This window comes from Marinilactibacillus sp. GCM10026970 (assembly GCF_042660675.1).
Classification (GTDB): Bacteria; Bacillota; Bacilli; order Lactobacillales; family Carnobacteriaceae_A; genus Marinilactibacillus.
This window is the reverse complement of sequence record NZ_JBHSUL010000001.1, coordinates 35,601-57,395: the sequence shown is the minus strand read 5'-3', so window position 1 is coordinate 57,395 and position 21,795 is coordinate 35,601. Positions and strand designations below refer to the sequence as shown.

19 protein-coding genes and 1 other annotated feature are annotated in these 21,795 nt (G+C 36.4%); of the genes, 14 read left to right on the top strand and 5 right to left on the bottom strand.

Annotation, left to right across the window (positions count from 1 at the left end):
- The first annotated feature begins 26 nt into the window (after positions 1-26).
- A complete protein-coding gene (locus tag ACFP65_RS00295; RefSeq protein ID WP_379914789.1) occupies positions 27-1,484 on the top strand; it encodes a DUF5050 domain-containing protein in 1,458 nt (485 codons plus the stop codon).
- A gap of 659 nt (positions 1,485-2,143) precedes the next feature.
- Positions 2,144-3,550, top strand: a complete 1,407-nt coding sequence (locus ACFP65_RS00290; protein WP_379914787.1) for a reverse transcriptase domain-containing protein — start codon at positions 2,144-2,146, stop codon at positions 3,548-3,550.
- A gap of 117 nt (positions 3,551-3,667) precedes the next feature.
- Here ACFP65_RS00290 and ACFP65_RS00285 read toward each other — a convergent pair whose 3' ends face one another.
- Entirely contained in the window at positions 3,668-5,302 is a 1,635-nt protein-coding gene (locus ACFP65_RS00285; RefSeq protein ID WP_379914785.1) for an alpha/beta hydrolase, read from the bottom strand.
- 146 nt (positions 5,303-5,448) lie between these two features.
- Here ACFP65_RS00285 and ACFP65_RS00280 point away from each other — a divergent pair, with 146 nt between their 5' ends.
- Both ACFP65_RS00280 and ACFP65_RS00275 read left to right on the top strand, forming a co-directional pair.
- Entirely contained in the window at positions 5,449-5,937 is a 489-nt protein-coding gene (locus ACFP65_RS00280) for a hypothetical protein (protein WP_379914783.1), read from the top strand.
- Positions 5,938-6,055: 118 nt separating this feature from the next.
- Positions 6,056-6,700: a hypothetical protein gene (locus ACFP65_RS00275; RefSeq protein ID WP_379914781.1), complete on the top strand. Its 645-nt coding sequence runs from the start codon at positions 6,056-6,058 to the stop codon at positions 6,698-6,700.
- Between the two features lie 157 nt (positions 6,701-6,857).
- Here ACFP65_RS00275 and ACFP65_RS00270 read toward each other — a convergent pair whose 3' ends face one another.
- Together ACFP65_RS00270 and ACFP65_RS00265 are read right to left on the bottom strand one after the other, a co-directional pair.
- On the bottom strand, positions 6,858-8,168 hold the full coding sequence (locus tag ACFP65_RS00270; RefSeq protein WP_379914779.1) for a PTS sugar transporter subunit IIC: 1,311 nt from the start codon (positions 8,166-8,168) through the stop codon (positions 6,858-6,860).
- Positions 8,165-9,544 (bottom strand): glycoside hydrolase family 1 protein, encoded by a 1,380-nt coding sequence (locus ACFP65_RS00265; RefSeq protein WP_379914777.1) that lies wholly within the window; start codon positions 9,542-9,544, stop codon positions 8,165-8,167. The genes ACFP65_RS00270 and ACFP65_RS00265 overlap by 4 nt, the downstream gene beginning before the upstream one ends.
- Before the next feature lie 142 nt (positions 9,545-9,686).
- Between ACFP65_RS00265 and ACFP65_RS00260 the strand changes: the two genes are divergently transcribed.
- From ACFP65_RS00260 to ACFP65_RS00250, 3 genes are all read left to right on the top strand, one after another.
- Complete coding sequence (locus ACFP65_RS00260) at positions 9,687-10,406, top strand: GntR family transcriptional regulator (protein WP_379914775.1); 720 nt, start codon at positions 9,687-9,689, stop codon at positions 10,404-10,406.
- A 184-nt stretch (positions 10,407-10,590) separates the two neighbouring features.
- Positions 10,591-11,028, top strand: a complete 438-nt coding sequence (locus ACFP65_RS00255; RefSeq protein WP_379914773.1) for a LytTR family DNA-binding domain-containing protein — start codon at positions 10,591-10,593, stop codon at positions 11,026-11,028.
- 14 nt (positions 11,029-11,042) lie between these two features.
- The gene (locus ACFP65_RS00250; RefSeq protein ID WP_379914771.1) at positions 11,043-11,444 is read left to right on the top strand and encodes a hypothetical protein; all 402 of its coding nucleotides are present in this window, start codon (positions 11,043-11,045) and stop codon (positions 11,442-11,444) included.
- Between the two features lie 106 nt (positions 11,445-11,550).
- Here the strand turns inward: ACFP65_RS00250 and ACFP65_RS00245 are convergent, their stop codons facing one another.
- Positions 11,551-12,096: a cysteine hydrolase family protein gene (locus tag ACFP65_RS00245; protein WP_379914769.1), complete on the bottom strand. Its 546-nt coding sequence runs from the start codon at positions 12,094-12,096 to the stop codon at positions 11,551-11,553.
- A 313-nt stretch (positions 12,097-12,409) separates the two neighbouring features.
- Positions 12,410-12,677: a binding site (T-box leader), on the top strand.
- Positions 12,678-12,735: 58 nt separating this feature from the next.
- On the opposite strand from ACFP65_RS00245, the gene ACFP65_RS00240 reads away from it, so the two are divergent.
- From ACFP65_RS00240 to ACFP65_RS00230, 3 genes are read left to right on the top strand one after another with little or no spacing between them, the layout of a single operon-like run.
- Complete coding sequence (locus tag ACFP65_RS00240) at positions 12,736-13,839, top strand: iron-containing alcohol dehydrogenase family protein (RefSeq protein ID WP_379914767.1); 1,104 nt, start codon at positions 12,736-12,738, stop codon at positions 13,837-13,839.
- Positions 13,840-13,844: 5 nt separating this feature from the next.
- Positions 13,845-15,029 carry an aminotransferase class I/II-fold pyridoxal phosphate-dependent enzyme gene (locus ACFP65_RS00235; RefSeq protein ID WP_379914822.1) on the top strand — a complete coding sequence of 395 codons (1,185 nt, stop codon included), beginning with the start codon at positions 13,845-13,847 and terminating at the stop codon, positions 15,027-15,029.
- A 32-nt stretch (positions 15,030-15,061) separates the two neighbouring features.
- The gene (locus ACFP65_RS00230) at positions 15,062-15,889 is read left to right on the top strand and encodes a MetQ/NlpA family ABC transporter substrate-binding protein (protein ID WP_379914764.1); all 828 of its coding nucleotides are present in this window, start codon (positions 15,062-15,064) and stop codon (positions 15,887-15,889) included.
- A gap of 229 nt (positions 15,890-16,118) precedes the next feature.
- Here ACFP65_RS00230 and ACFP65_RS00225 read toward each other — a convergent pair whose 3' ends face one another.
- A complete protein-coding gene (locus ACFP65_RS00225; protein ID WP_379914762.1) occupies positions 16,119-16,694 on the bottom strand; it encodes a TMEM175 family protein in 576 nt (191 codons plus the stop codon).
- Between the two features lie 404 nt (positions 16,695-17,098).
- On the opposite strand from ACFP65_RS00225, the gene ACFP65_RS00220 reads away from it, so the two are divergent.
- From ACFP65_RS00220 to ACFP65_RS00205, 4 genes are all read left to right on the top strand, one after another.
- Entirely contained in the window at positions 17,099-18,478 is a 1,380-nt protein-coding gene (locus tag ACFP65_RS00220) for an alanine/glycine:cation symporter family protein (RefSeq protein ID WP_379914760.1), read from the top strand.
- 199 nt (positions 18,479-18,677) lie between these two features.
- Positions 18,678-19,421, top strand: coding sequence for a DUF975 family protein (locus ACFP65_RS00215; RefSeq protein ID WP_379914758.1), 744 nt, complete (start codon positions 18,678-18,680; stop codon positions 19,419-19,421).
- A 118-nt stretch (positions 19,422-19,539) separates the two neighbouring features.
- Positions 19,540-20,016 carry an immunoglobulin-like domain-containing protein gene (locus tag ACFP65_RS00210; RefSeq protein ID WP_379914756.1) on the top strand — a complete coding sequence of 159 codons (477 nt, stop codon included), beginning with the start codon at positions 19,540-19,542 and terminating at the stop codon, positions 20,014-20,016.
- Between the two features lie 432 nt (positions 20,017-20,448).
- Entirely contained in the window at positions 20,449-21,123 is a 675-nt protein-coding gene (locus ACFP65_RS00205) for a hypothetical protein (protein WP_379914754.1), read from the top strand.
- Positions 21,124-21,795: the final 672 nt, after the last annotated feature.

Sequence of the window (21,795 nt, the reverse complement as noted above, 5' to 3'; positions counted from 1 at the left end):
GCAAATAGTGAAAGGAGCATCAAAAGATGAAAAAAACAAAAAGCCAATACTGGAATTGGATCGATATTGCACTAAGAAGTACGCTTTTTCTAATCTTACCAGGATTTTTATTGATCTACGTATTTTACCAAGTGTTATTCAATGTAGAACTAACCTTATATTGGCTCACTGTATTCCTTGCATGGACTGGTGTCGTCAAATGGATGATTGAAAAATACGAACACCGATCATTAAACGAACCCTTACCAACCTTTGAGGGAATCGAGAGATTGATGACCACCGAAAACTGGGAAATTCTCGATAGAACAATGGACAGTATGGTTATAAGACCCACATTCGACTTCCCGTTTAACCTACTATTGAACGACAAAGTAACGGTTCAGTATGCAGACGGTCGTGTAAGTATTCAAGGTCCACTTCAATACTTAAATGTCTTTCTCCAAGAAATACGTGGAGACAAGAAGATTGAGAAAAAGAAAAACTGGACAGTTCCAGGAATCATTCTATCGGTCTTTGCGATTTCACTACCAATACTATTGGATGGAGGATTGTGGCGGGAAATGAAAATTTTCTATCACAACGCCTTTGCCAGCGAAGAAGTTCAGATAGAAGTACCAGAAGAAGGCTTCATGGGCAATTCCGCTGAAAATATCTTAGGCAGCGGTTTCGGAGCTGAAAACGAGGATTTTGTCTTTTATATTGAAAACAATGAAATCATTAAAACCAACAAAAACTTTGAAGAAAGAGAAGTTTTACTAGATTCCCAAGGGGCTACCCGAATGAATCTGAATGTCGTAGGCGATTATCTGTATTTCACAAACTACGATGAATTGAAACGGGTACCAATTAATGGTGGAGAAACGGAAACAATTTATGATATGGAAGTTCTGACAGAAGTCCAAATCAAAGATGACTGGATCTACTTTACCAGTTACGAAGACAACAGCAACCTATATAGAATGGATCTAAACGGTGGACAGATAGAAAGATTGTTAAATGAATATGTCAGCAAATTCAGTGTCTATGAAGACAAAATCTTGGTCAGTTATGAAGAAAATCAGGCGCTGAGAACGGATAGACTCAGTCTAGATGGCAGCGAACAAACGCGACTACTAAACGAAGATACCTTCAAGCTACTAGAGTGGGAAGGCTATTACTATTATCTGGATCCCGGCAGCAAACTCTACCGCAGCAAAGTAGATGGCTCAGGGAAAACAGAACAGATTCTTTACGAAAACGTTCGAAACTACACCATCACAGATCAAGGCATCTTTTACTCCATTTACCAGTCTGACCTGACCAATACCCAAAACGGTGTCTACCTGACCGATCATGAAGGAAAAGAAAGAGAAAAACTCTTTACCACAACCAACGTCACAGACTTTGCCACAACAGAACAAGGCGTCCTCTTCCAATCTAGCGGCTTCTCAGGAAGACCAAGAGTGTATGACTATTCGACTGGGGAAGTACGGGTTATTGATTAAATACATTTTATGAAGGAAACTCCGTATTTAAAAAAAGGTCCAATAAACAATGAAAAAAGTATGGGAAACCTATATCAATGTAAATGATATAATCATTATAATATAAGAGTTAATCATTAATTCTTTTAAGTGGTTCAAGATTTTCCTATGAAAATTCGTTTTTTAAGTGTTATTAATGAAAAAAAAATTTTTGAAATTGGACGGCCTTAATAAAAAACAATTAATTTATAATAAATAAATTTAATTGACTTTAATGTAACTTAATGATAAAATTAAAACGCTAACATTAATAGATAATATTGAATGTTAGGGAATATGTATATTGAAGTCAAATGGTATAACCTTTGAATTCGTGAATCTTTCGACGTAAACTTCTAATAATCTTAAGCTTAAGAATATTAGAAGCATACTTAATATTGTTAGAATATGAATTGTACTGGTCATGTCATGATATCTCCAATCTGAATGTGTTTGGAATACTGACTTAATTATATTATACAATAATTGTATTGTGAGCTTAATGCTCACCCTAGCCATGCTACAATGAGTAGTATAGTAGGTTCAAGATCAAACTTGGACAGAGTGCAACACGGATTTATTAGTAGCTAGGGCTATATCCGTGATTGCTCCAATAAATAGAAATAAGAAAGGTGCCGCTTATGGAACCTAAATATCCTTCTAAAAGATATCTGCACTTTGATAATATTACTGCATACAATAAAAAGGTAGAAAAATATGTAATAGATTTTGAAAAAAATCCAAAGCATAGTTTTCTACCTTTATTGTATAACGAGTTAATTTATGAAAAATATAATAACAGTGCTGAAGAAAATAAGATTAGAAATGTAAAGATAGTACCTGTTAAAGAAAAAATTAGACCAATAATGTATGCTTCACATGTAGATAATTTTATCTATAAACATTATGGGATAGAAATAAACGATTTGTATAATTCATCTATAAAAAATTCAGCTGTTGACGACTCAGTAATAGCTTATAGAAAAAGTGCGAATGGTAAAAGTAATATACACCATTCAGCAGAAATCATAAACTATATTAAATCTCACGATAATTGTTTAATATACATAGGAGATTATAGTGATTTCTTTGGCACAATAAATCATAATTATCTCAAAGATATGATTAACAAATTATACAAGGATAGAATGCCTCTTCATCAATTTAAAATATTTAAAAGCCTTACTAAATATTCCTACATAAATAAAGAAGATGTAAATTCAATTGTAGGCGAAGATAAGATTTTAAGAAAAAAAGAGAAAAGAAGTTATTTTAATAGTTTTAAGGAATTTAGAGACTTCAAAAAGAAAGAAAAGTTATATGAGGGTAAAAAGGAAAAGGTACTTAAAACAAACTTTAAAGATCATGGGATTCCTCAGGGTACAGCAATTAGTGCAATTTATTCAAATATTTATATGACCGAGATTGACACAAAAATTACTGAAATTGTATCGCAGTATAAAGGATTGTACAGAAGATATTCCGATGATTTTATTGTTATCCTCCCTAATATAGATAAAAGTAATTTAGAATATGTAAAAAAATCAATTTCTAACATGATAAACGAAGCTAAATTGATTCTACATCCTAATAAAACAGTTACAATTCAATATTTAAATGGCAAGTTGATAGATAATGATGATAATAAAATTGTTTTAGATTATTTAGGTTTTGTGTTTGATGGTGAGACAGTTAAAATGCGAGAAAAAAGTATATATAAATATTATAGATCTGCTTATAAATTAATTAAAAAAGGAGAAGTAGTATCTATAAGAAAAGGATTTATTGGAAAGAAAGCAAGGTTAACATATAAGAGAAAATTATATCAAAAGTATCATGCTTTTGGTGAGAGAACTGACAGAAAATATAAATATAAAAAAAGAGAATTTGGAACTTTTATAACGTATGCTTACAGAAGTCAGCAAGTATTTGACGAAATTTCACCGTACACATTAAATTTAATGAAAAAACAAATTGATAATCATCAAAAATATATTAAAAGAAAGATAATTAAAACACAATATAAACTCAGAAACTTTAATCCATAATTCTAGTTAGAAAAAAGTAATTAATGATTAGAGCAAGTTTAACCTTACATCTTTTACTTATTATAAAAAATGAGCCCAAGTAGCAGTGAAATGCTACTTGGGCTCATTTGTATCTATTTACTTGTACTGATACATAAACCGTTCCATATAATAAATCAGAGTCTGACTATAAAAGCCAGGGTAGTACAAATCACTAGCATGTTCTCCGTAAGGTGTGCGGAGAATGGCAATTTCTGAGTTGTTGTTTTCCAGATAAATATCTCTAAAGTTCTCTGATACTTGAGGATCGACGATTGTATCATGCTGCCCTTGATAAACTAAGGCAGGCGGGCTGTCTTCCGTCACGAGCAAGGCAGGATCTACGAGCTCATCTTCTCCAGTAATATCCTGATATCCAGCTAGTCCGTTTGCAGGGTAGATAGGGATGATCCCATTAACCGTCAGTCGCTCATCTAACAGATCTGTGTACTGACCACTAGCTAGTCCGAGTGCAACAGCATTTGCCAAATGACCACCAGCTGAACCACCTGAAAAAAATACAGAATCGATATTTGCTCCATACTCTTCATGATGATCCGCCAAGAAAGTCGTGAAGATACCTAGATGGCGAACCATATCATCAATTGAGAAAGCACCAGAAACTTCGTCAGGCACGCTTGAGAACGATACAAACTGATCTTGATTATTCAAGCCGTACTGAACATCGAATACCACGTAACCCTGTGCAGCGAAATACTTATTCACTTGAGCGTAGTTTTCGGATCCGTTGCTACCTGTGTTCCAGCCACCACCGTGAATCCGTATCAAAGTAGATCCTTCTCCTGGAAGTTGCGTAGCATCTGTTGTGGGCGTATAGACATCAAAGCGTAGTTCTAGTCCATCGTCAACGCCTTCTGTTCCTTCATAAAATAAAACATCTTCAGTCACACTATACTCTGTTGAGGGTGTGCCAAAGAAGTAGGCAGGAATCGAGATTGGGCTACTCATAAATAAGGAATCATCTTCACCAATCGTTTTCCATTCCTCACCAAAAGCTTCAGAGTAAGATTCTTCCGCTTCGTATAACACGGATTGAATCGTCGTCAACGGCAAGCTGAAAAGAGCGAATAAAGACAGGCCGAAAAAGGATAAAAGTAATCCTGGTATTGAACGTATTTTAATGCTTAAAACTTTTAACAATAAACCCGTCAGACTAAGAAAAATGAAGCCGTAAAACAAACTGTATTGAGATAGGACAACTTGTAGTAAGCCTACATCTCTGTTTGTCACCATAACAAATGCTAAAAAAGTACCGACTAGTAAGCATAGTGCAATAATTACAGCTAAAATCCATTTTAAAACTCTCTTCGTTTTCTTTTTGGACTGATTTTTCAGTGAGTAAGGCCTGTGAACAGGACGAACAGAATACAGTTGCGGTTTACTCGTGATAATTATTCCTAGAATCATCAACAGAAAAAGGAATCCAATCGACACTAAACTTCTAGACGATTCATTAGTAGGAGAGATTGAAGCAACTGTATTCAAAAGCATCACAGCAACTAAGCCGATACTGGATAATAGTAGATAGGCAATATCCAAAGGTTTGTAACGACTTCCAATCGTACTAGCAATGACATTGCTAATCAGGGTCACAATCAGTACAATCCCAAAGCCATTAGAAAGAATAGGGTTCATAGGAAGAATTAGGTAAAGGATACTAAGTAAAAACGAGCCGATGTTCAAAATAAAGACTGACTTAAAAAAAGGTTTCATATACTCACTCCAGGTTTTAGTGACGACTATATCCGTGCCACCATTAAAATTTTCCACTCCTTCTATTGTATGCAATAAGAAGGTCAGTTGCAAAGTATACGTGAGTACAATATAGTAGTGAAAATGAATCGGTTAGGAGAAAACAGATGAGTTCATATCAGTTTATTGCCAGTAACAAGCCGCTACCAGAAGTAGAGAATCCTTACGAAGAGTATTTATCTATTAATGATATGATCAAACGGAAAATGAAAGTAGATAAAGATTTATTAAAAGGCCCGTCTGTTAATAGAAACGAAAAGACAATTCTTTATTACCCTACAGAAGAGTCTTTTCATGAATTGGTTTTGTACAAAGACCAGGGATATGCTCATTATGCCAAAGAATATTCAAACAAACGCTTCTTTACAGGTATTCAGTGGCAGTACACCGAAAAAAGAGCTGAACAGTTAGTGACTTATCTAAAGGAACAACTTAAAACAAATGATGAACTGGAAGTCTGGGATATCTGGTTAGATGATCATGAAGAAGCTGTTGTAAAAACAGTTAATGCAAACCGATTATCGATAGTCGACCTTGCTTTCTTAGATTGGGATGAAGGTTTTGAACAAGCACAGTGTTTGGTGATCAAAAAATAATTCATGGATTAAGGTTGGTCAGTGTATTCAAATTTTATTCTTCTTAGTACAAATTTTATGATATGCTAGTAAAAGGTGCTTTGACGCTAGAGATCATTTATTGGAAAGGAGGGGTAGCATGATTCAAAGAGGTACGGACTTTATTCTTGAGAGAGGTAATCCGTTTAAATGGGTAAAGTTTTCAATTTTAACTCATACTGTATTTGCCATTGTTAAGATATTGACTAGTATTGTCAGCTTCTCTATTTTTCTTTTTATCCATTCTTTTTATAACATCATGATTGTTAGAGCCAAATACTTAGTTTTCAACACCCATAAAGACGAAAGTCCGCAGTCTTTAGATGCAGAGAAAGTGTATCAAATTATTGGCTATTCTATTATCGCGATTAGTTTTATTTTTACGATCTACTGTGTAAGGCTGTTCCACCCAAACTACAATATGATTGCTTATCCCAAACTTGTAGGAGTTGTAGTTGCATTGTTTACAGTATTCGAGTTGATCATTTCCTTTTCCGGAATCGTGACCGCTAGAATGGAGCGCGACTTACTGGCAGAGGCATTAAAGTTCATCAATATGACTTCTTCACTGATTTCTATACATTTGACCCAACTGACGTTAGTGTCATTTACGAATGCTGACCACCACATTTCCCTCTATATAGGCATTTCTGGATATATCATTGGGCTAGTTATTTTAGGAATGGGAATATTTATGATTAAAAGAGCGATTACGATTTCAGTCAACAATAATAGTATAATTTAAAAAAAATCAGTCAAATCGATATACGCATTTTTGTTAAGTAGTAGAATTCTTAAAATTCTACTACTTGTTTATGAAAAACCTAAAATAAGCAGATAGTCGAAGGACTGTCTGCTTATTTTTCTGTTTTTTGCGGTATCCAATACTTAGTCTGTTGCTATCAAAGATCCATTTCAGCTTGCTTTTTAGAGATACGTTCGCTGATTTTTAAGAATGGAAGATAAATCATAATCCCAATCAGGATGACTAGTAATTGCCAGAGCGGTGCTCTCCAGTCTCCAGCAGTTGAGAGATAACTGTTTAAGAGAGGCGGCGTCGTCCAAGGGACCATAACGACAACTCTGTTCATCCATCCGAGTGAAGTCACGATGTACTGTATGGTAATACCGATGATTGGCTGTAAGACAAAAGGAATGATCATTGGAATATTGAATACAATCGGAAATCCGAAAATCACAGGTTCGTTGATATTGAATAGACCGGGTGCAATCGATAGTTTAGCCACTTCACGACTAGCTTTAGCTTTTGAAAAAATAAAAATTGCAATCAGTAAACAAATTGTGGCGCCACTACCGCCGAGCATTCCAAACTGATCAGTATTTACCAAAATATGAGGAATTTCTTCATTCGCACCATAGGCCGCAGTGTTCTCATTTAAATTTAAAAGTAGTAAAGGATCGAGTAGAGTACCGTTGATAACGGTTTGGTGAATACCTAAAGTGAAGAGAAAATTTCCTACACTATAAATTAGCAAAAGCCCAGGTAGACTTGTATTTACACGTCTCAAAGGTTCTTGAATTAAATTAGTCACTAACGTAATTAAATCTGTTCCGGCAAAGATAAATAGTAAAGCCGCTAGTAATGCGAATATACTTAAAGTAAGCGTAGCAGGTATAAGTGAACTAAAAGAAGCAGAAACAGCTGGAGGGACATTATCGCCTAAATTGATGGAAAGCCGTTTGATAGAAGCCAATTTTATAAAGATTTCCGCAGACAGGAGTCCAATGATAATACCGGCGAACATACCTGACGTACCAACGTTTGAAAATGACAAAACACCTGTAAGACTCGCAGCTATTTCTGTCTCAGGTAAAATAGTTTCTACAGTACTTGGATTAGTCATGACTAAACTAGAGAGTGCTAAAATACTGGCGGCTATTGGGTTATAAAATCCTTTGTTTTTTGCTAGTATAAATCCAACTACAGGAGCCAGTAAGAGACCGGCGATATCCAAAGTTCCACGCGTGATAGCATTACCCCAGTACTGTAAGTTTGTTAATGAATCACCCGAGGCAATCGTAGGGAAGACAACATTATTCATCAGTACACCTATTCCCGCTAAGATGAATAGGGGCATAATCAGCGCAAATGAATCTCTTAAAGAGCGCAGATGCACTTCATTTCCTATTCGTGCAGATACTTCTGTGAATCCATCCAAGAATCGAGCGCCACGACTTTTTCCCTCATTCATATCTGATCCTCTCCTTTAACTAAATAGTCTCCATTGGTTGCAATGACTTTTTTAAACCAGTCATAACTTTTTTTCGGTACGCGTTTCATATCTTTTAAATTGTGATTATCTCTGTTTACGTAGACCAAACCATAACGTTTTCTCATATCTCCTTGAGAACTTAAGATATCAATCAAGCCCCATCCCAGATAACCCATTATTTCGATACCATCTATATGAATAGCATCATACATTGCCAGTAAATGTTGCTTATGATAATCTATACGGTAATCATCTTGTATAGAATGAACACCATCCCATTCTTCTTTGACGCCAATCCCATTCTCAATTGGAAATAGAGGGAGTTGATACCGTTGATACAACTTGTTCATCACATCTCTAAAACCTAATGGATCAATCTGCCAATTCCAGGCAGTCGTTTCAAGGTAAGGATTATCGACTTTTCCATAATTCATGTAAAGATTAGGTGCGGTTTGATTAGGAATCCGTTCTGCACTGATTGTTGTGGAAGCATAATAGCTAAAGCTAATAAAATCATTTTTTTGTTTTGAAATGGTTTCTAGTTCGCCAGGTAAAATATTCATTTGAATATGATTAGTTTTAACCCAGTGCATCATTTCGTTTGAATAAATTCCTTTAGTGTAAGCATCAAGTAAAGTGAAATTTACAAATTCATCCCATTTTCTTGCGGCTAGAATGTCTTGAGGTTTACTCGATGCCGGGTAAGCTTCACTATAGGCTAACATACCACCGATTTTTGCGTCGGTAGTTTGATGTAGATAATTGACGGTCTCTGCATGTGCAACCATTACGTTATGCAGAATTTGGTATAACTCGTCGACGGTTTGATCTCCTTTTAAGTATCCGCTGATTTTGAAAGCTTCTGGAACGTGATACAGGTTTTGTTCATTGAATACAATCCAGTATTTGACCTTGTGAGCAAACCGGTCAATCATGAGTTTACTGTAACGGATAAAGGCTTGAAGGACTTCTTTGGACATCAAACCATTGTACTGTTCTGCAAGGTGCAGAGGCATGTCAAAATGATAAAGACAGATCATAGGCTCAATACCTCTCTCAATCAAGGCGTCAATAAAACGGTCATAATAAGCAATGCCTGCTTCATTGATTTCTCCATCTCCGTTTTCGATTACGCGGGACCAAGAGATTTGGAACCGATACATATTCATTCCTAAATCCCGGATAAAGTCCAAGTCTTCTTCAAAATGATGATAGTTATCATTGGCAACTTTCCAGTCACTAGTGAATTCTGTTGCTTCTCGCACATCGTAAACGGAAGGAGATTTACCATCTTCATTCCAACCACCTTCGGTTTGCATACTCGATACTGAATTTCCCCAGAAAAATTTAGTCATTCAACATTCTCCTTAATTTTTTGTAAACGTTTTTATAAATTAACTTTATAGGATATCAATTTTCATGTAAAGGTGCCTATGTGCTATAATCACTAGTATGTAAAGCTTTTTATTTACATACTTTCTTGAAAGCAGGGGACTCATGGCAAAGTATCATGAAGTATTTAAAGATATTCGTGAAAAAATCATGACAGCATATTACGAAAAAGGAAGCCAATTACCTAAACAAGAAGAATTGAAAGGTACATACTCAACAAGTAGAGTAACCATTCAAAGAGCTTTAAATTTGCTTCAAATGGAAGGACTAATTGTCACTAAAAAAGGACAAGGAACTTTTGTGAGCGAAACGGTGTCAACTCATTTTTATCTGGATAGTCAAATTAGTAATTTTCAAGGATCAACAAGTGAATTGGAAGGAAAAGGGCAAATCACAAGTGAGATTATTTCTTTTGATATACGCCTTCCTGATGAAGTCGAGACAGAAAAACTACAGATATCTAAAGAAAAGCTTGTTTACGATATTATACGACTGCGTAAGTTAGACGATGAACCTCTTATTCTTGAATATACAATCATGACTTTCGACGTTATTCCAAATTTAACAGTCGATATACTGGAAAAGTCTATTTATCAGTATATTCAAAAGGATTTAAAACTCGTCATAGGGTCGGCTGTGAGAAGGATACATGCAGATCGAGCAGATGCATATGATAAAAAATATCTAGACTGCACACCAATAGACCCAATTCTTGAAATCGACCAAGTGGCTTTTTTAAACGATGGAACACCGTTTGAATACTCACAGACTCGTCATCGTTTTGATAAAGGGGATATTATATTTACAAGTTCGCTGAATCAATAAAAGAGTATGGTTTTAGAAGTTAGTAAAGTTTAAATCATATAGAGTCTCTATAGATCTTTTCTATAGTAGGCTCTTTTTTGTTACCAATGTAACTTAAATGTAGTTTCATGCAGGTCGCTTAAATTCGATTGAAATAGACTCTCGGGCTAGGTAGACTAAGTTTATAGAAAAGAGGGAAGTTGTTATGAAGCTGAAGTTAGTCGAAGATAAAAGCTTGAAAGAAACACTCGTCAATATTACATATGGTGTCTTTGATAAACATGTCCAGAAAATTATAGATTTCATAGAAGAAAGGGATCTGCAATTAAAAGGCGTGATAGATGATCATGAGTATATAGTAGAGAGCAACGATATTTATTACTTGGAGACAGTAGAAAATAAAACGTTTCTATATACTGAATCAAAGGTACTTGAAAACAAAGAAAAGTTGTATCAGCTAGAAGAGCGACTTCAAGAAACGTCATTTGTGCGTATTAGTAAAAGTGTTTTATTGAATATGAATCATCTAGAAAGTGTTCGTCCATTGCCTAATTACCGCTTAGAAGCTTATCTGAAAAATCATGAAAAGCTAGTGATCAATCGTCACTATATCAAAGATGTTAAAACGTACCTGAATCTATAAAAGGAGAGAGTATAATGATCAAACAATTTTTATCCTATTATTTGAATAACATGACATTTATTTTTAGCGTAATTGTTCTTTCGGTGACTCTACTGAGCGTGATGAATATACTTGAAGTGGGAGATATGACTATTTTTATTCTCACAACAGCTATTTTTACGCTAGGACTTTCTTTGATTTCTTACGGGATATCGCATTTTAACTTTAAGTCTAATTTTGCGTTCCACGTAGCTAACTGCGCTACACAATTTGGGGGCTTACTTTTAATCGGTAGATTATTGGGATACATGCCTACACTGGAAGGTGTGCTATTCAATATCGTGATTTTCTCTAGTGTGTATGCCTTAAGTGTTCGAAAAAGAAAATTTGAACTTGAACAGTTGGCAGCTGCGATGAATGAGCGGTTAGGAGAATAAAAAGAATATTACGGTTTTAACTTTTGTCAGCGAAAAATAGAGAATAAGTAAAAAGTCTCCTCAATTGTTATTAAAGTTGAGGAGACTTTTTATTATAGTTATTGAGTTAAATCACTGTTGCGCCGAGCGTATTCTTAAAATGTCTAAGAGCCCACTCGTGACCTGGCTGATCGAAGCTTGCGACTGCGTCTTGATGAACAACGATTGAGAAGCCTTTATTATAAGCATCCACTGCCGTGTGCAGAACACAAATATCTGTACAAACGCCGATCAAATGGACTTCTGTGATGTTTCGTTCTCTTAGTTTTGTCTCTAAATCTGTTCCATTGAAGGCACTGTAGCGTCTTTTATCTGTGTAATAAACAGTTTTAACATCTTTGATTTCTTGATAATAAGCTTCCAGATCACCGTAAAGCAAACGTCCATCTGTTCCTTCAATATTGTGAGGAGGAAACAGGTTTGTTTCAGGATGATAAGGATCGTTTTCAGTGTGCTTATCGATAGTGAAGGCAATAAAATCTCCAGCTTCGTAAAATTCTTTTGTTAAAGCCAGCACTTTATCGTGAATCACCTGTCCAGGATTGCCACTTGTTAAGGCGCCGTCTTTAGCGACAAAGTCATTTGTGTAATCAATATTGATCAAAGCTTTCATTTATAATCTATTCCTTTCCGGTGAATTCTAAGATTTTAATAATGCGATCGACTAAATTCGGTGAAAACTAATTGTACTTATTTTATCATAATACGAAGGGCTAAAATAGAAACGTATCTTGTATTAGACGAATCTATATAGACCATTAGTTAAATTGTCTATAACAGGAGTAGACGTAACGAAAATCTATTGATTGAATACGACGAAAGTCTAATACTTTTAAAATCATAAATTGTAAATCCCTATTTGACAAATTTTTCTCCGCCTGTTACTATTGTGAAAATGAACAAATGATTAGAGTATTATTAAAATATAGGTCACGTTGAAGAGAAGAGTACATGCTAGAGTATGATCAAAGAGAGCCTCTGTTGGTGGAATGAGGTATCAGAAAAAGAATGGAAGATGGTCTTGGAGTGAAATGGTCGAGTGTTCAGTGAATTTCAGACCATTACGGGTGCGCCCGATAAAGCGCCACAGTATCAGTAAGTCTTTACGGCTGAACGCACTGGTTAAGGTAGACACTGCGAAGTGACTATAAATCAAGGTGGTAACGCGAGAGAATTTTATCTTCCGCCCTTGCACAAGTTTATTTGTGCGAGGGCGGATTTTTTTGTTTTTAAAAGCTGGGAGGAAGTTGAAATGTCATTAGTCGTTAGAACAGGACCGCAAGAATATGAATGTCGAGTTGGGGTGCTAGAGACCCTTACAGATCGGTTAACTGCGCATCACTATAAGAAAGTTGTTTTGATTCATGGTTCAACGTCTTGGAATGTCGCAAAACCCTATCTGGATACTTTGCTTGAAAGTGAGATTGAATGTGAGCTAAGTCTTTTTAATGGGGAATGTACCTATGCAGAAGTAGACCGCATCGCGGAACTTGCTCAAGAAATAGATGCTGACGTCATCATTGGAGTAGGCGGCGGGAAGCTTTGTGATGCAGTCAAATACGCAGCGGTCAAAGTTCCAGGCGTGCAGTCGATTCTGATACCAAGCTTGGCGAGTAACTGTGCTCCGTGGACGCCATTAAGTGTAATGTATGACGAAGAAGGCGTTTGTTTAGGATTTGATATCCATAATGAACAAGTGGGCATCTTACTGATTGAGCCAGAACTGATTTTAAACTCTCCGGTAAACTTCTTTATCGCAGGTGTTGCAGATACCTTAGCTAAATGGTACGAGTCGGATGTGATTTTGTCACAGCCAGAACATCAAACAAATGCCTTTTTATTAATGGCACGAGCGGCGGCGCTAAACTGTCGAGACAATATTGTACAGCACGGGCTTCAGGCAGTGAAAGACGTCCAATCACAGACGCTAACGCCAGCTTTCACACAAATCGTCGAAACAATTATCGCGATCAGCGGATTAGTCGGCGGGCTAGGCGATCATTATGCACGAACAACGATTGGACATGCCGTACACGATAAAATTACCGTTTATCCAGAATCACACGCCTATCTTCACGGTGAAAAAGTAGCTTATGGCGTACTGGTTCAATTGGCTGTTGAGCACAAATGGGATGAAATCGATCAGTTGAGCACTTTTTATACACAACTAAGCTTACCGAAATCACTCAAGGACTTAAAACTAAGACACTTAAAGGATGAGCAAATCAATACATTTGCCGGTGAAATCAAACAGGATGACACACTGGTCAGCTCCGGCTATCCCGTTACTCAAGAAGAGCTGTATCAGGCAATGACGGCACTGGAAGCCTACATGAAATCAAGAACGGAGGTCTAACTATGGTGAATTTTGAACCATCAGATACTTTGAAACGACTACCCAGACAATATTTTTCCTATCTAGCGGAAAGAAAAAATAAAATCAAAGCACAATATGAAGACGTGATCGACCTCGGTATCGGAAATCCGGATCTGCCCGCACCAGGATTTATCGTTGATGAACTAAAAGCCGCAGCCAGCGACCCAGTTAATGATCAATACGGACCGGCAAGAGGATTCGACTACTTGAAAGAAGCCGTAGTAGAGTATTACAGAAGAGAATACAAGGTCACTTTAGATCCCAAAACAGAAGTCGCCATCTTACACGGATCAAAAGCCGGCATCGTTGAAATTAGCCAGTGCCTCTTAAACCCAGGAGACACCGTTCTCTTACCAAACCCGTGCTACCCAGACTACTTATCGGGCATCGGACTGGCAGACGCCAAGATCAAAGAACTGCCTTTACTTCAGGAAAATGCGTTTCTACCTAAGTATGATTCGATAGACGAAGAGAGCGCTGAGGAAGCTAAACTGTTGTTTCTGAATTATCCCAATAACCCGACAGCTGCAGTGGCTACGGCGGATTTCTTTTCAGAGACAGTAGACTTCGCCAAACAATATGGTATCTGTGTGGCACACGACTTCGCTTACGGAACGATCGGTTTTGACGGAGAAAGACCGTTGAGCTTTTTACAAACACCGGGTGCAAAAGAAACGGGGATTGAATTTTTCACTTTATCCAAATCACACAATATGGCGGGCTGGCGTATGGGCTTTGCGGTCGGTAATGCTTCAGTGATTGAAGGGATCAATCTTCTGCAAGACCATACAGGATGTGGCTACTACGGAGGCATACAAAGAGCCGCAGCCAAAGCACTAACGGGAGATCAGTCTTCTGTACGGGAATTAACGGCCACTTATGAAAAGCGTCGGGATTTCTTTTTAGAAGCACTCGCTGATACTGAACTAGAACTCAACAAACCAAAGGGATCCTTTTATATTTGGTTAAAAGCACCAGATGGACTGACTTCTGAAGCGTTCATGGACTATCTGGCACATAAAGCACATGTACTCGTAGCACCGGGAGATGGCTTTGGCAGTTTAGGTGAAGGCTATGTACGCATTGGTTTGTCACAGTCAGACGAAAATTTAAAAGAAGCTGCCAAACGCATCAGAGAGCTCGGACCATTTACCAATATCGATCAATAGAAGAAAAGCGAAAAAAATAGGGGGAAAATAAAATGAGAAAAACATGGGGTATTTTGAAAACAGTAGCAATCGGAGCCTTTTTAACAGGATGTGGCGGACAAGAATCAGAATCCGCAGAATCAGAAGATTTACTTAGCGATGGGGTCCTAACAGTTGGCGTAACAGCTGGACCGCATGAGGATATTGTAAACGAAGTGAAAAAGCTAGCCGCAGAAGATGATTTTGAAATCGATATTGTTTCATTCACAGACTTTGTAAAACCTAACGCTGCACTAGCTGACGGAGAGATTGATATCAACTCTTTTCAAACAGGCATCTTTTTAGACACGGTCGTTGAAGAAAGTGGCTACGACCTAGCAAAAATTGAACCAACATTAACCATCCCAATGGGAATTTACTCAGAAAAATATAATGACGTCAGTGAAATTCAAGAAGGCGACGTGATTGGTATTCCAAATTCACCAACCCAAGAAGGACGTGCCCTACAGTTATTTAACGCAGCAGGTCTGATTATATTACCAGAAGGCTCAGGTGTCGAAGTAACGACCAGTGATATCGTAGAGAACCCGTTGAACCTAGATTTCGTTACATCAGAAGCCGCGCAACTTCCGTCTCAACTACAGGATGTTGGCGCTGCAGGAATCAATTCCAATTTCATCTTGGATGCCGGAATCAACCCACAAGAATTTGGTATTTTCATGGAAGACGTTGATGACCTTGTACAAGTAAATTACATCGTTTCTCGTACAGAAGACCAAGATGATGAAGCACTCGCACAATTCGTTGAATACTACAAAACACCAGAGATTAAGCAGTACATCGAAGAAACCTTTAAAGGCGCCTTAGTACCAGCTTGGTAGAATAGAAAAATGTTTCAAAAAAAGATAACTTAAAAAACTCCAAAAGCTGAGTGAAAATGTACCGCCCCCCCAAAGTTAGAGTAACATTCTAACTTTGGGGGGGCGGTACCAATTAACGTTTTTTTAGTTACTGTGAAGTTTTTTTCTGGCCTCATTCTGATTTTTTCTATATTATAATGTCCTTAATCCTGATTACACATCTAAAAGTTTAATTCTGATATTATTTTAACTATTTCATAATTGTTTTCTCTATTCGAGAATCTGGTATAAACCATCCTATTGCAACAACAAAATATATAATATAAGAAATGAGTGGGACCCAAAACGCGAAAATAATGCCAGTTGCATACAATAACATCGTTATTTTCCCTTTCCAGTCATAGCCAATCTCTTTTGCCAAATCAGAATTTCTTCCTTCGCAATGAACTACTTTTCTCTGTAATAGCAAGTATGAGATGCCGCAAAATAATAATATTACTCCATAAAATATAGTTGGAACAGTTTCTAATGGGTTCATTCCAACCCAAGCTGTTGAAAAAGGTATTAATGACATCCAGAACAGCCAATGAAGATTACTCCAAAGAACTTGCCCATTCAGACGACTTAATTTATATAGTAAATGATGGTGATTATTCCAATAGATTCCTACATAAATAAAACTTAATATATAACTAATTAATGTTGGAATTAATATTTTGAACGCTTCTTTATCAATGATTTCTGGTGGCTTTAGCTCTAATACCATTATCGTTATAATGATTGCTAGTACACCATCGCTAAATGCCTCCATGCGATTTGTTTTCATACTGAAGTTTCTCCCAGCTTAAATAAACTTAATTCTTTCATGTTATTCCTCCAAAATAAGTTATTTTATAGAACAATTAAATATAACAAATAAACTAAGATAAAGTACATATAATTGTGTAAAAAGAAAGGCCATATGATTGCCTGTACGGTACACTATTTTTAACCACTAAAAACATACTAGAAGGCATTCATATGACCCAAGTACATTTTACACAGAAGTCTGGACTTGGCTTACTGTTTTGCTGTATTTTATTAAAGAACAATCCCAAAGATATCTGACAACAAAAAATGAAATTGTAACCGTAACCTTCATGATTTTAGTGAAATTACCCAACACTAGGATTCTATAATGTGGTATTATTATGAATTATAAATGAGAATGAAACAAAAGGGGACTAGGGTATGGAAGGGTTTATGGAGCAGGTCATGAAGGTGAATGAGTTCGTGAACAACCTCGTTTGGGGATGGCCATTTTTATTATTGATTTTTGGGACAGGGATTTTTTTAACTGCTTTTACGGGATTTATTTCTTTTAGAAAATTTGGATATATCATCCGACAAACATTTTTTAAGATTTTCAGCAAAGATCAAGTTGGTGAAGGGGAAATTACAGCATTTCAAGCTGTTTCAACGGCTTTAGCTGCGACAGTCGGTACGGGAAATATTGCTGGTGTCGGAACAGCCATCGCAATTGGTGGACCAGGTGCAGTATTTTGGATGTGGATTGCCGCATTGTTTGGAATGACAACAAAGTATGGGGAAGTTGTCTTGTCTATCAAGTACCGGGAAAAGACAGAAGATGGTCGCTTTGTTGGGGGACCGATGTACTACCTAACGAGAGGTGCCAACATGAAATGGCTCGCGATTGTTTTTGCGGTATTTGGAACACTTGCGACCTTTGGGATTGGAAACATGGTTCAATCGAATTCTGTTGCGGACTCCTTAAATGCGACGTTTGGAATTAATCCGTTGATTACAGGTATTGTGCTCGCAATTCTGGTAGCGCTCGTTATTTTAGGTGGTATCCAATCAATTGGGAAGGTTACTGAAATTATTGTGCCTTTTATGGCAGCCATCTATATTATCGGTGGTGTCAGTATCATCTTACTAAACATCACATTAGTACCAGAAGCATTCGGAGTCATTTTTCATGATGCCTTCACAGGTTCAGCAGCAACAGGAGGATTCGTTGGATCTTCTATTATGTTATCGGTCCGCTATGGTGTAGCTAGAGGAGTCTTCACAAATGAAGCTGGACTTGGTAGCGCACCGATTGCGCACGCGGCTGCGACAACAGATCATCCTGTTAGACAAGGGTTATGGGGCGTCTTTGAAGTCTTTGCAGATACGCTTGTCTTATGTACAATCACAGCACTCGTTATCGTGATGACAGGAGCCTATGATACAGGATTAGACGGTGCACCACTAACAACTGCGGCGTTTGAAGAAGGACTGGCGTATGGTGGATATGTCGTAACGTTCGGATTGATTTTCTTTGCCTTTTCAACACTACTAGGCTGGTCTTATTACGGAGAACGTTGTATGGAGTTCTTGTTTGGACCGAAGTCGATCATTGTTTATCGTCTCGTTTACTTGCCATTGATTGTTGTAGGATCAGTTGGCGGTCTACGTGCAGTATGGGCATTAGCAGATACTCTGAATGGTTTGATGGCTTTACCAAATTTGATTGGTCTTCTTATTTTGAGTCCGGTTATTGTCACACTCACCAAAGAGTATTTCGGCAAGGGCGGAATCTACGAAAAAGAAGAGAAGCAGAAATAAGTTAATAAGAAATTGACTGAGAACCTCTAGATTAGAGGTTCTTTTTTTCTAAAGAAGTGTACAATAAGACTATCAAAAGGATATGATTTAAACTTTATATTATGTGAGTGATACTATTATAGTAATGGGTTCATTAATTTAAAATTAGGAGTGGTAGCTTATCAATACGAAAATTATCAGAAGTAAAGCAAACGAAATCGTGAAAAAGAACCGCTTGATTACATACGGTTCAATCATTGTACCACCCATTCTCATATACTTGGTGATGCTTGGCGCAATTATCATCCCTATTTTAAATGAAAGTTTCTTTTCAGCTTATACCCTCGCAATATTGATTGGCTTAATCGCTGGAATCGTTCCTTTTCTAGTAGCTAGTATCCATTTGAAACTTGTACGAGACGAAAAAATAACCATTAGAGAATATGTAGTTGGTGAAATCAGAAATAATGGTATACGTTATTTTGTAGGTTCTTTTCTTGTACAAGTTTTTATTTTTCTTTGGGCACTCTTGTTTACGATTCCTGGTATCATCAAACAGTATTCTTACGCGATGACACCTTATATCATGAAAGACGATGCGACCATTAGACCCATTGATGCGATTACGGAAAGTCGTAGAATGATGAACGGGCACAAGAAATCTTTGTTCTTCCTTTTTTTAACTTATGCATTACCGCCGGCTTTATTGTATATACTGGTATTGACTGTCACGATAATTGGCACAGCCTTCTTACCTGATGGTGCTTATGAAGGCGGCACTGCAATCTTTATTTCTTTGGCTGCCCTAGTAATGTTCATTGTTGCAGTAGTGGGCCCGCTTATCTTAGCTATCAGAAATATTCCGCGCTATAATGTTGCAGCTGCTCTTTTCTACGAAGAAATTCATGGAGAAAGCCATTACGTCGTTGAAGAAACGCAGCCCGAGTGGGACGAGGAATTTTAATCTACAAAGGTAGGTCGGTATTGGATAGCGAAACCTTGTAGTAGTAAAGTTGGTTTTCTATGTAATGAACACTTTAATTTTCTGACAGATAAATCAAAACGGATAGGAGAAAATGATCATGAAAATATTGATGGTTTTATTTGGATTGATAGTGCTGAGTGGGTGTGCTGGAAATGAAGAAGGAGAGTTTTTATATAGTATCAACCAAATCGATCATTCAAAAATCGTAACGGATACAGTGATTGAGAATCGTTTGGACGTATCCATAAAGGAAGATGGGATGGTCTTGAAAGAGGAAGAACTCGATGAACTTTTCTTAAACATTGAAATTACAAATCAATCCGTTGAAGAGCTTGTTGTTGGCAGCGAATTGAGTCTTGAAAAGTATGTCGATGGAAAATGGGAGAATGCAGATCCCGAGGATTTCGCAGTAACTACTGTGGCTTATGATTTTCTTCCTGACGATACTTTTTCCTATGGAGTTAATCTCTTTGAAAGACTGGAAAGAGATTCGCAATCTCTTGACGGTGTGTTTAGACTGACAAATGCAGAGGTAGTTTATATATATTTTTCAGTGAGTCGTTTTGTGCCATAAAATGAGTAATTGAGAAATAACGACAGAATTATGAATTGAGTGACTGATAAGATAGTATCAACGATAAAGTAACTAACGTATAGTAATCTATAACTTTGAAGAAAGAGGTTATACATAATATTTTTCTATAGATATTGATATTATAAGGTTGTGTCTGTATACTCAATTAGTGGCAAAGATATATCTGGGATTAATGTGTGTATTCTCTATAATAGATAAAAGGTGTTCAAACGGAAAAAATTAGCAGTAGCTTAGTTTTCTTTGAAAAGCTATCGATCTTGAAATGAAAATCCACAATCTGAAAGTTCGAGTATATCGTTGCTCAATAAAATTGAGGAGTGACGTAAGATCGATAACAAATTATTAAGAAGTAGAGCGAATGACATAGTAAAAGGCAATTGGAAAGCTACATATGGACTGATGATTATACCGATGATCATTTTATTTATCATAAATTTTGGTTACGAGTTATTCTTCGATTCCATCATATTAGATATTGTCACCTTGTTGATTAGTCTAGTGGTTCCATTTTTCGTTTCAATCACCTATTTAAAAGTGGTTAGAAGTGAAAGACTATCATTTGAAAAAGATGTGACACAAGAAGTCAGACATAGTGGAATTAGATATTTCATCGGTGCAGGATTAAGTTCAATCTATATCATTTTGTGGAGTATACTATTTTTGATTCCGGGTTACATCAAGCAATTATCTTACTCTATGACACCTTATATTATGAAAGATAATGAAGAAATTACAGGAAACGATGCTATTGATTACAGTCGAAGTATGATGAATGGTCATAAAAAAAGCTTATTCTTTTTGTTTTGGTCATATTACTTGATTCCATTTATTATATTAGTAGTGGCGCTGGCATTGACATTTGTTCCATTAGTTACTTTAATTTTAGAACCACAAGGTATGATTGAATTTTCTGCCAATATCATTTATTCATTGGGAGGAGCGCTACTTTTGTATCTAGTATTCTTTATTTTGTATATTAGAAATATTACTCGATATAATGTAGCGGTAGCATTGTTTTATGAGGAATTAAAGATTTCTTTATCATCTTCTGATAGTACATCTTCTGAATGGGATGAACAGTTTTAAGGTTTGTAAGCTAGACTTATAAAAAATATTTCAATAATGAACAAAAAGAACCGCTTAGTGGCGGTTCTTTTTGTTCATTATTGATTGAGTTGACGAAGAATGATGACAAGGATGTATCAATTTAGTACAAGCTTGTTTTCTCGATTAGTAACCTATACTATAAGAGAAACACTTGAAGGAGTGATATCATGGGAAACAATAGGTTAGATTATAAAGTTTACTTTACGATGGGGCTCATACTTGTTTCAATCAGCCTAATCTATATTGGTGCGTATCTATTTTATCTAAAGGAGTATAGTGCAATAAATTATGTAGTACGTTACTCTTTTATCTACTTTATGATTGCTCGTCCAATTTTTTATACGGCTTTATTCGCTCTAATAACGAAAAGTATTATACTAAGATCGGTTCTTACACTACCTACTAATTACGTGCATTTCGCCAGATACTTATTCGCTATTCTGATTTTGCTTTACATATTACTGATGATTCAATTCTTTTTCGTAGTATTTCCGTCAATGCCTTTCAATATAGATTTTTATTTAATCTATAATAGTCCTATCTTGTATATCCTAATGGGTATTTTTTCAAGTTTGAGCCTATTTAGAAAGTAAAAGAATTGAGTATTTAAGGGTTGAATACAAAAAAGTACCAGAAGTTAGCCGTTGAGCT